This window comes from Solirubrobacter phytolaccae (assembly GCF_027587195.1).
Taxonomy (GTDB): Bacteria; Actinomycetota; Thermoleophilia; order Solirubrobacterales; family Solirubrobacteraceae; genus Solirubrobacter; species Solirubrobacter phytolaccae.
Window position 1 is genome coordinate 1 of record NZ_JAPDDP010000133.1, and the last position, 10081, is coordinate 10081.

General features: G+C 72.5%; 9 protein-coding genes and 1 pseudogene. 1 reads left to right on the forward strand and 9 read right to left on the reverse strand.

The features are described 5' to 3' along the window. From OJ997_RS35530 to OJ997_RS35540, 3 genes and pseudogenes are all read right to left on the reverse strand, one after another. Window positions 1-1070: pseudogene (locus OJ997_RS35530) on the reverse strand (hypothetical protein); the annotation flags it as partial. 158 nt (window positions 1071-1228) lie between these two features. After that, a complete protein-coding gene (locus OJ997_RS35535) occupies window positions 1229-1396 on the reverse strand; it encodes a hypothetical protein (RefSeq protein ID WP_270030199.1) in 168 nt (55 codons plus the stop codon). Between the two features lie 117 nt (window positions 1397-1513). Beyond that, complete coding sequence (locus OJ997_RS35540) at window positions 1514-2038, reverse strand: hypothetical protein (protein WP_270030201.1); 525 nt, start codon at window positions 2036-2038, stop codon at window positions 1514-1516. Between the two features lie 73 nt (window positions 2039-2111). Here OJ997_RS35540 and OJ997_RS35545 point away from each other — a divergent pair, with 73 nt between their 5' ends. After that, the gene (locus OJ997_RS35545) at window positions 2112-2978 is read left to right on the forward strand and encodes a hydroxymethylglutaryl-CoA lyase (protein WP_270030202.1); all 867 of its coding nucleotides are present in this window, start codon (window positions 2112-2114) and stop codon (window positions 2976-2978) included. Here the strand turns inward: OJ997_RS35545 and OJ997_RS35550 are convergent. From OJ997_RS35550 to OJ997_RS35575, 6 genes are all read right to left on the reverse strand, one after another. Beyond that, window positions 2940-3536 carry an isochorismatase family protein gene (locus tag OJ997_RS35550; RefSeq protein WP_270030203.1) on the reverse strand — a complete coding sequence of 199 codons (597 nt, stop codon included), beginning with the start codon at window positions 3534-3536 and terminating at the stop codon, window positions 2940-2942. The genes OJ997_RS35545 and OJ997_RS35550 overlap by 39 nt on opposite strands. Further along, window positions 3529-5403 (reverse strand): hydantoinase B/oxoprolinase family protein, encoded by a 1875-nt coding sequence (locus OJ997_RS35555; protein WP_270030204.1) that lies wholly within the window; start codon window positions 5401-5403, stop codon window positions 3529-3531. The genes OJ997_RS35550 and OJ997_RS35555 overlap by 8 nt, the downstream gene beginning before the upstream one ends. After that, window positions 5400-7382, reverse strand: a complete 1983-nt coding sequence (locus OJ997_RS35560) for a hydantoinase/oxoprolinase family protein (protein ID WP_270030205.1) — start codon at window positions 7380-7382, stop codon at window positions 5400-5402. The genes OJ997_RS35555 and OJ997_RS35560 overlap by 4 nt, the downstream gene beginning before the upstream one ends. A 9-nt stretch (window positions 7383-7391) precedes the next feature. Then, complete coding sequence (locus tag OJ997_RS35565) at window positions 7392-8585, reverse strand: CaiB/BaiF CoA transferase family protein (protein ID WP_270030206.1); 1194 nt, start codon at window positions 8583-8585, stop codon at window positions 7392-7394. Continuing rightward, window positions 8570-9172, reverse strand: a complete 603-nt coding sequence (locus OJ997_RS35570) for a GntR family transcriptional regulator (RefSeq protein ID WP_270030207.1) — start codon at window positions 9170-9172, stop codon at window positions 8570-8572. Before OJ997_RS35570 ends, OJ997_RS35565 begins: the two co-directional genes overlap by 16 nt. Before the next feature lie 63 nt (window positions 9173-9235). After that, window positions 9236-10081: sigma factor-like helix-turn-helix DNA-binding protein (locus tag OJ997_RS35575; RefSeq protein WP_270030208.1), on the reverse strand; the 846-nt coding region annotated here is incomplete at its 5' end.

The following is a 10081-nucleotide window of genomic DNA, read 5'->3' on the forward strand; positions in this document are numbered from 1 at the left end:
AGGACGCGGACACCGCCTTCCTCGCTGGCGACCAGGGCGGGCGGCGCGGCGAGACCCTGCGCGGGCGGCACACCCCCGGTCGGCGCAGCGAGGCCCGGGGCGGGCGGGTCGACGAACGGCGCGGGGACGCCCGGTGCGGGCGGCACGTTGATGGGCGGCGCGACGAGGCCCGGCGCGAACGGGGCCGGCGCGTCGACGAACGGCGCGGCGAGGCCGGGCGCGGCCGCCGCCTCGGGTGGAGACGCGGTGTCGGGCGCGGGCGGGTTCGTGATCGAGGCGGATGCCGCCGCGGCGATGAGGCGTGAGAACGGCGTCGCCTCGGCCGGTTTGGACTCGAGCGGGGCCGGAATCGTGGCGCGGAGTGAGCTCGCGGCGGCCTCGAGGGCGGCGACCAGGCGGTCTGCCTCCTCGGTGGGGCGGCTGGGTGCGGCCGCGGCCGCGTGGGCGGCCTGCTCAGTCGCGAGCTCGGTCAGGGGGCCGGGCGGGACCAGGCTGCCGAGCACGGACTCGGCGGCCGCGCGGGCGATCCGCTCGGTCTCGAGGGCGGTGCGCAGCTCGGTGATCTCCTCGCGGGCGCGCCGGAGCTCCACGCGGAGGGCGGTGAGCTGCGACTCGGCGGTGAGCACCGAGGCGCGGGCGTCCGGGGTGCGCTCGACCTCGCGGGCGGGCGCTTGCGCGTCTGTCGGCGCTCCGGCCGGCGGCGCCGTCCAGGACAGCGGGACCGGGCCGGACTCCGTGGCGGGTTCGGACGGAGCGGGCGCGGGGCGACGCGAGGCGAGGTCGATGACCTCGGCGCGGCCGGCCGGCGGGCCCGGCAACACGGCGCGGGTGCCGTCCGGCCACACGAGCACGGCCACGGCCCAGCGCAGGCCCGCGGGCACGAGGAAGTCGGCCGAGCGGTTGAAGCGCGTCTGTGGGCCCGATTCGATCCGGTGCTCGCCGCCCCGCGACTGCAGGACCAGCGCCGGCGGGTCGCCGCGCCCGATCTCCGCCCGCAGCAGCAGCGCGCCGCCGAGCGCGGGCAACCACTGGACGCCTCCGGGCAGGGCTGATGAAGGTGACTCGGCCACGACGCCTGATGCTTACAGGCGGACCGGCGGCAAAATCGGCGGCGCGCCGTTATGGAAACGGCGCCCCGCACCGTGGGGGAATCGCGCCGCGGAGCGACTCGGAAGGTCGCGCGGCATCGGCGGCGCCCGCCGGGAGCGGCGAGACGACGTTCGCGAGGCTAGTCGGAGTCGCGCGTGGCGCGCAGTACCGCGAGCGTCACGGCGATCGCGACCGCGATGGTGCCGCCGGCGAGCAGCGACTTGGGCACATAGGTGGGGCCGTACTTGCGGCGCAGCACGAACTTCAGTCCGAACCAGACCACCCGGCCGAGCAGCGAGTAGAACATGGCCGCACCCTACCCGTCACGCTGCGCGGGCAGGCACGCGGGGCGCCGACGGGTGCGCGAGCGTCGAGTTTCTCGGCGCTGCGCCGAGAAATCCGACGCTCGATGCGAGACGGGGAGCTAGTAGCGGTGGCGGGGCTGGCGGGCGATGGCGCGCTCGTAGCGGAAGCCCTCGCCGTCGTCGGCCTCTTCGTAGCCGACGTCCTCGGGCGTGTCGTCGGCGTCGCGGACGTCGCGCAGCCAGTGGGCGCCGGACAGATCGGTGCGGCCGGCGGCCTCGTCGAACAGGCGGGCGTTGTCGACGCCGAGGATCTCAGCCGACCGGCGGTGCAACGCCGGGACGGCCAAAGCCTCCCGCGGGTCGCCCTCCTGGGCCAGAGAAGCGGCGACCAGGCCCTGCACGCAAGGCTCGGCGCTCTCCATCCGCACGGCCAGGGCGGCCATGCGCTCGCTGAACACCAGCAGCAGGCCGGCGCGGACGCCGTCGATCGCCTCGCGGAAGACCGCTTGACGGCCCGGCGAGGACTCGCTGAAGGCGCGGACCACGCGGGCGACGCGCTCGTCCTCGGGGCAGGGGATACGGCTCCGGTAATAGCTCTCGCCGGGCGGCATGTCCAGCATTCCGAGCAGCTCACGAAGGTCCATGGCCCCGGCTAGTCAAGCACGCGGGACGGCGGGGCGGTAGTCGGAACCGATACGCCACACTCCAACCGTGCCCGTGAGCATCTGTGACGTGGGGCCGCGGGACGGCCTCCAGAACGACAAGGTGACGCTGGATCCGAAGACCCGCGCGGAGCTGTGCACACGCCTCGCCGCGACGGGTCTCAAGCGCATCGAGGCGGTGAGCTTCGTGCACCCGAAGCTCGTCCCGCAGATGGCCGGCGCGGAGGAGGTCTTCGCGCACCTGCCGACCGACGACGGCGTCGCGTACTCCTCCCTCGTCCTGAACCGCAAAGGCCTGGACCGGGCGCTCGAGACCAGCACCACCGAGATCCACGTCGCCTACCCCGTCACGGACACGTTCGCCCAGCGCAACCAGAACGTGACGGTCGAGCAGGCGGCGCAGATCGCGACCGAGATCATCCAGGCGACCGACCTGAAGGTCACCGCCACGATCTCCGTCGCGTTCGGCTGCCCGTTCGAGGGCAAGGTCGACCCGGGCCTCGTGATCGAGCACGCCCTGCGCATGGCCGAGGCGGGCGCGGACGAAGTCATCCTGGCCGACACGATCGGGGTCGGAACACCCCACCAGGTCAAACACCTCGTCCCCGAGGCGCTCAAGGGCGGCAAGCCCCTCGGCCTGCACCTGCACAACACCCGCAACACGGGCTACGCCAACGCCTACGCGGGCCTCGAGCACGGCGCGACCGTCTTCGACGCCTCCGTCGGCGGCCTCGGCGGCTGCCCGTTCGCCCCGCGCGCCACGGGCAACATCGCCACCGAGGACCTGATCTACCTGCTGGAGAACGAGGGCGTCGAGACCGGGATCGACCTCGACGCGCTGATCGAGGTCGCCCACTGGCTCTCGAGCACCATGGGCAAGGACCTACCCGGCCTCGTGCAGCGCGCGGGTAACTTCGGCTAGACCGAGCACGTCCCCGTAGCGGCCCGCGATGTCCGCCAGGGACTGGTCGTGGGCCGCGGCCGACCGGTCCCCGACGCACTCGCGCGGGACGATCGGGGCGAGCCCGTGCTGCATCGCGTCCACGACCGTCGCGCGCACGCAGCCGGAGGTCGACGCGCCGCAGACGACCAGCGTGTCCCGGCCCGCGACCATCGCCCCGAACGGCGTGCCGAAGAAGGCCGAGGCGCCGGACTTCTCGATCACCGGCTCCGTCGCGACCCGGCCCAGCCGCGGGTCGATCTCGACCCACGGCGTCCCCGGCGCGCACGTACGCAGGGCGGGAACCTTGCGCAGGAACACGGCCGCGGCGGCCTCCCCCACGTCGTCGTAGACGACCGTCGTGAAGAACACGGGCACGCCGACGGCCCGCGCCACGTCCAGCAGCGACCGGGTGGCGACCAGCACCTCGTCGAGCGAGCACGCGAGCGGCGACGACGGGTCCGTGAACCCGCGGTTGAGGTCGACGACGACCACGGCGGGGCGGGAGCCGAAGCCCACCGCCCCGCCGAAATCAGCCACGCGCCCGTTCCATCGCGGACTCGGCGCTCTCCAGCGGCGACCAGCGCAGCGGCGCGGCCGGGGACGGCGCCGGCAGGCCCGTCTCGGCCTCGCAGTTCGCGATCGCCTCCTCGATCGACGGCCCGAAGTCGAACGCGAGCGCGTCCCCGCGCTCCGCCCGCTGCCGCTCGCGCTCGGCCGAGGTCGCCTCCGCATCCCCCACGACCACGCCGTAGTTCTCCTTCGCGCCCTCGACGGACACCAGCCCGAACGCGACATCCCGCTCGACGGCCTCGACCGGCCGATCCAACCGGTCCTTCCAGCCCCCGCCGCCCGCGGTCCGGTAGATCAGCATGTCGCCGGGCTCCACCGCGACCTCGTCGCACTTGGCCGGCAGCACCTGCTCGGTGCCGTCCGCGCGCCGCAGCAGCTTCTCCGACCGCGCGCCCGGCAACCCGCCGAGCACGCCCCAGGGCCGCGTGAGCCAGCGGTCGTCATGGATCGAGACGTGCCCCGGCTCCAGGTACACGTAGCGCTTCTCCACGCCGTTGCCGCCGCGGTGCAGCCCGGCGCCGCCGCTGTCCGTGACGGTCGTGTAGCCGTCGACCCGCAGCGGATAGTAGGCCTCCAAGTACTCCGTCGGGATGTTCTCGAACAGCGGCCACCACGAGTGCCCGTCCATGCCGTCGCCGATCGGCCGGCCGGGGATGCCGCCGTAGAGGATCTCCATCGAGTAGAAGAACTCCCCGGACTCCTTCCACCCGCTGTACAGCATGTACGGCGACGTGCCGTAGCCCGCGGCCGTGTTGAGCTCCGGCGCCTGCTTGGTCAGCGCGCCGCCCAGCACGTCGAACAGCCGCGCGAGCCCGTGGGTGCGACAGCCCAGCGCCGCCGGATAGCGCGGAGCCAGCAGGCAGCCCTCCGGCATCACGACGTGCAGCAGCGGATAGAAGCCGTCGTTGAACAGAATGTCGGGGTCGTTGACCATGATCAGGTAGACCCCGATGAACATCTTGAACATGCCCTCGGAGAGGTAGAAGTTGATCGGCCCGAGCGCCTGGGGATCGGTGCCCGACCAGTCGAACCAGGCCTCCTCCCCTTCGCGCCAGATCGTCAGCTTCATCTTGTACGGGCCGTTGCCGAGCCCGTCGTCGTCGATGTAGTCCTCGAAGGTCTGCTTGTCCTCGGGGATCGCGAGCAGGATGAGCTTGCGCATCGCCTCGTGCGTGCGGTCCAGCAGCGCCTGCAGCGTCGCCAGGTAGACGTCCTTCCCGAAGCGCTCGCACAGCCCCATGACGCGCTTCTCGCCCGCGTGGCAGGCGGCGATGATCGCGAACAGGTCCGCCCGGTTCATCTCGGGCAGGCGCATGTTGTTGAGGATGAGCTTGAGGACCTGCTCCTGCACCTCGCCGCGCTCGACGATCTTCAGCGGCGGGATGATCAGGCCCTCCTCGAAGATCGTCGTCGCACCCGTGGGCAACGAGCCCGGCAGCCGCCCGCCCGCGTCCATCTGGTGCCCGAACTGCGAGCACCAGCCGACGAGCTCGTCCTCGTAGAAGACGGGCACCAGGACCAGCCAGTCGTTCGTGTGCGAGATCGAGCCGGAGCACTTGTACGGGTCGCTCGTGAGGATCACGTCGCCCGGGTACACGCCCTGGTCCCAGTCCTCCATCATCTCGTTGATGTAGGCGCCGAACTGGCCGACGACCATCCGGCCCTGCGGGTCGGTGATCATCGGGAACTCGTCGTGCTGCTCGCGGATGACCGGCGACATCGCGCTGCGGAACAGCACCGCGTCCATCTCGAAACGCGCGTGGCGCAGCGCGTTCTCGATGATGTCGACGGTGACGGGATCGACCTCGAGGTCGGGGATCTCGGCAACCTTCATCGCGCGGCCTCCGGACGGATCAGGATGTTGAAGTAGCGGTCGATCTCGGCGACGTAGCCCTCGAGCACGACCGTCGTGGAGTCGAACTCGGTGATGATCGACGGGCCGGCGATCGTCGCCCCCGGATGGAGGTCCGCACGGGCGTACGTACCGGCGGCGAACGTCTCCGAGCGCGGGTCCTCCTCGGGCAGCTCGGGCTGCGGCCGGTCGCCCGTGCCGACGGCCCGCAGGTTGACGATCTCCGACGCCGTATTGGGCATCCGGAAGCCGTAGAGCTGCTCGTGGAGGTCGTTGAACGTCGCCTCCAGCCCCGTGCCCCAGGGGACCGGGATCTCGTAGCCCTGGCCGTGGTAGCGCATGTCGGCGACGAACTCGACCTGCTGGTCGGCCTTCGCGATGCCCTGCGCGTCCATCCACTCCACGGCGCGTTGCTCGAGCCCGTCGAGGATGAGCTGCAGCTCGTCGTCGGTCGTCTCGGCGGTGCGCCGGATCAGCGTCTGCGCGAACTCGTTGCGGAAGCCGGCGACGAGGTCCCCGAGCGCGCACAGCAGGCCGGGCGACGGCGGCACGATCACCGGGAACGAGCCCATCAGCTCCGCGACCGCGTTGGCGTGCAGCGGCCCGGCGCCGCCGAACGCGACCATCGCGAACTCGCGCGGGTCGTGCCCGCGCTGGACGGAGATGACGCGCAGCGCGCCCGCCATGTTCTCGTTGACGATCCGCAGGATGCCATCCGCGGCCTGCTCGAGCGACAGGTCCATGGCGTCGGCGACCTTCTGCACGGCGGCCCGCGCGGCGTCGACGTCCAGCGTCATCTCGCCGCCGATCAGGTTCGCCGGCAGGTGGCCGAGGACGACGTTGGCGTCCGTGACCGTCGGCTCCTCCCCGCCCTGGCCGTACGCGGCGGGGCCGGGCTCGGCGCCGGCGCTCTGCGGGCCCACACGCAGCGCGCCCGTCAGCTCCGGCACGTGCGCGATCGACCCGCCGCCCGCGCCGACCGTGTGCACGTCCACGCTCGGGACCTTGATCCGGAACTGGCCGATGAGGGTCTCGCGCCCGATCGTCGGCTCGCCCGCCTGGCACAGCGACACGTCGGTCGAGGTGCCGCCCATGTCGAAGGTGAGCACGTTCGGGAAGCCCGCCCGCGCGGCCACGTACAGCGCACCCGCGACACCGCCGGACGGGCCGGACAGCACGCCGTAGACCGGGTTGCGCGCGGCCTCGGCGGGCGTCATCACGCCCGCGTCCGAGCGCAGGATGTCCACCTCGGTCTTGACGCCCATCTCCGACAGGGAGGACTGCAGGCGATCCACGTACTGGGCGACCTGCGGGCGCACGTAGGAGTTCATGCAGGCGGTGAGCGTCCGCTCGTACTCGCGGAACTCCGGCAGGACGGCGCTGCTGATCGTCACCGGGAAGCCCGGATGCAGCGACTCGACCAGGTCCGCGATCTCCTGCTCGTGCGCCCCGTTGACGTAGGAGTTGATGAGGCTGATCGTCAGCGACTCCACGCCGGAGTCCACGAGGTCGTTGATCACGCGCGTGACCTGCTCGTGGTCGACCGCGACGAGCGTGTTCCCGCGCGCGTCCATCCGCTCGATCGCCTCGCGCGTGTCCGCCAAGGAGGCCGGCGGGTCGGGCTTGACCATGATGATCCAGCCGGCCAGCGGGCCGGGCGTCTGCGAGCGCGCCAGGTGCAGGATCTGGCCGAAGCCCTGCGTCGTGATGAGGCCCACGCGCGCGCCCTTGGACTCCAAGACCGCGTTGGTCGCGACGGTCGTGCCGTGGACGACGTTGGCGAGGTCGGCGGGGCTGATCCCCGCCTCCTCGCAGATCCGGCTCACGCCTTTGAGCACGCCCTGCGAGGGATCGGAGGGCGTGGACGGGGTCTTGACCCGCCACTGCCGGTGGTCGCCGTCGTCGACGAGGAACAGGTCGGTGAACGTCCCTCCGACGTCCACCCCCAAGCGGTATGCCATGCCGTCTCCTTAGATGACGCCGTCGTCCGCGAGCTGCTTGCGCTGCTCCGCGGTAACCCCGAGCTCCTCCAGCACTGCGTCCGTGTCGGCCCCCACCGTCCAGCGGGCGGCCTGGCGGATCGAGCCGGGTGTCCGGCTCAACTTCGGTACGACCCCCGGCACGGTGACCGAGCCATGCACTTCGTCCTGCGTCTCCACGAGCAGCTCGCGCTCGCGGAAGTACGGGTCCTTGAAGACGTCCTCGGCGGTGTAGACCGGCGCGCACACCACGCCGCCGCCGTTGATGATCTCGTCGAGCTCGTCGGCGGTGTGCTCTTTGGCGAACGCGCCGATGATCTCGTCCAGCAGGTCCTCGTGCTCGCCGCGCGCGTGGTGGGTGGCGAAGCGCTCGTCCTCCCCCAGCTCCGGCTGGCCCATGAGCTTCGCCAGCCGGCGCCACAGCGTGTCGTGGTTGGCCGCGATCACGACCCACTTGCCGTCCTTGGAGCAGTAGACGTTGCTCGGCGCGATCCGCGGCAGCCGCGGGCCGGTCGGCTGGCGCACGAAGCCCGTCTTCTCGTACTCGAGCGTGGAGGACTCGCTCATGGCGAAGCAGGCGTCGACGATGCTCGCGTCCACGACCTGGCCCTCCGCGCCGTTCTGGCGCGCGATGAGGGCGAGCAGGATGCCCTGGAACGCCGACTGCGCCGCGAGCGTGTCGCCGAGCGAGATGCCCGAGCGCGGCGGCGCCTGGTCCGGGTAGCCGTTGATGTGGCGCAGGCCGGAGATCGCCTCGCCGGCGGACGCGAAGCCGGGACGGTCGCGGTAGCGGCCCGTCTGGCCGTAGCCGGAGACGCGCGCGTAGATGAGGCCCGGGTTGCGCGCGTGCAGACCCTCGGGGCCGAGGCCCCACTTCTCCATCGTGCCGGGGCGGAAGTTCTCGAGCACGATGTCGGCGGAGGCGGCGAGCTCGGCCGCGATCCGCTGGCCTTCCGGCTCGCGCAGGTTCAGCCCCACCGAGCGCTTGTTGCGGGCGAGGATCGACCACCAGAGCGAGCGGTCGTTGTGGCGCAGGCGGCCCCAGTCGCGCATCGCGTCGCCGACGCCCGGCGCTTCGACCTTGATCACGTCCGCCCCGAAGTCCCCGAGCAGCGTGCCGGTGAACGGGCCGGCGAGGAGCTGCCCGAACTCGATTGCGCGGAGTCCTGCTAACGGCTCGGCCATGTCTCCTCCAAGAAGGCGATCGCGCCGAGGATGTGCATGCGCATCACGGCCTCGGCCAGGTGGGGGTCGCGGGCCCTGAACGCCGCGACGAGCCTGCGGTGGCACATGAGGGACTCCTCGCGCTGGGCCTCGTCGTGCCAGAAGACGCTGCGGAACGTGCGCGGGATGCCGGTCGCGGCGCGCATCGCGACGAGCAGGCGGGGACTCTGCGCCGCCTCGAGGATGATCCCGTGGAACGCCTCGTTGGCGACGATCTGGTCCTCGTGCTCGCACAGCGCCTCGAGCCGATCCACGTCGTCATCGCTGATCCGCGTGGCGGCGAGCGCGGCCGCGTGCGGCTCCAGCAGGGCGCGCAGCTCATAGAGGTCCCGCAAGTCGTCGCGGTCGAACGTGCGCACCACCGCGCCGCGGTTGGGCTCGACGTCGACCAGGCCCTGCGCCTCGAGCTGCAGGAGCGCCTCGCGGATCGGCGTGCGGCTCGTGCCGAACCGTTGCGCCAACGCCTCCGCGCGCAGGCGCTCGCCAGGCTTCAGATCCCCTTCGAGGATCGCCTCTTCCAGCAGATCGCGCACCCGCGGCGACGCCATCTTGCATACGAAATCACGCTTTCAGCCCTCGCGCAAGCGAGAACCGTGCGGTTTTGCATGCAATCAGAGGCCAGCCGGTGGATCGTCCCAGCGAGCGGGGCGGTCGGCCGGGGCGGGTTCGGGCGGCGGTCCGTCCGTGGCCTCGCGCCGCACCGTCCGGGCGACCACGAAGGCCATCACGGCCATGGCGAGCAGGATCGCCGGCAGGAAGAGATCGAAGCCGCCGGGACCCGCCGGGTTGGTCAGTGTCACGCCCTGCACGCCGCCGTCGCCGGGCTTCGGGAACGTGTCGACGCCGCCGGTGGCCGGAGGCTCGTCCTCGTCCTTGTCCCGCGGGCGCTTGCCGTCGCGATCGCGTTGGCCCGCGCCGCGCGGTTGGTCGACCTGGGTGGCGCCCACGACCGGCGCCCCGTGCTCGCCGACGCTCCCCGTCGCGGGCGCGCCGCACGCGCCGCCGGCGGCGAGGGTGCGCAGCCGGCGCAGGCCGGCGTTCTCGATCCGCGCGACCTTGCGCACGCTGACGTCCAGTCGGCGGGCGACGCTGGTCCGTGTCCGCGCGGGCCGCGGACCCACGCCGGCGCGCAGCGTCAGGACGCGCCGCTGGTCGGACGAGAGCTCGTCGAGGCAGGTTGTGGCCCGGGCGACGGTGTCGCGCAGCTTCTGCTCGCGCGCGGCGACGCGCCGCTCGGGCGAGAGATCGATGCTGGAGGGCGCGGAGGGTCCGCGGGGAGACTTCTCACGCGCGTCGCCGCCGGTCGCGTCGTCGGACGAGCCCGCGCCGGACCCGCCGCCGTCCGCACCGGAGCCACCGGCCGCACCGCCGCCGCCCGCACCGGAACCACCCGCGCCGCCGCCGCTGCCGCCACCCGAACCGCCGCCGCTGCCGCCGCCCGCGACGCCCCGGTCCAG

What these genes read in the sequence shown, in the direction of transcription:
- OJ997_RS35535 (WP_270030199.1), bottom strand. Translation starts at nt 1,396, where the DNA reads ATGTTCTACTCGCTGCTCGGCCGGGTGGTCTGGTTCGGACTGAAGTTC.
- OJ997_RS35540 (WP_270030201.1), bottom strand. Translation starts at nt 2,038, where the DNA reads ATGGACCTTCGTGAGCTGCTCGGAATGCTGGACATGCCGCCCGGCGAG.
- OJ997_RS35555 (WP_270030204.1), bottom strand. Translation starts at nt 5,403, where the DNA reads ATGAAGGTTGCCGAGATCCCCGACCTCGAGGTCGATCCCGTCACCGTC.
- OJ997_RS35560 (WP_270030205.1), bottom strand. Translation starts at nt 7,382, where the DNA reads ATGGCATACCGCTTGGGGGTGGACGTCGGAGGGACGTTCACCGACCTG.
- OJ997_RS35565 (WP_270030206.1), bottom strand. Translation starts at nt 8,585, where the DNA reads ATGGCCGAGCCGTTAGCAGGACTCCGCGCAATCGAGTTCGGGCAGCTC.
- OJ997_RS35570 (WP_270030207.1), bottom strand. Translation starts at nt 9,172, where the DNA reads ATGGCGTCGCCGCGGGTGCGCGATCTGCTGGAAGAGGCGATCCTCGAA.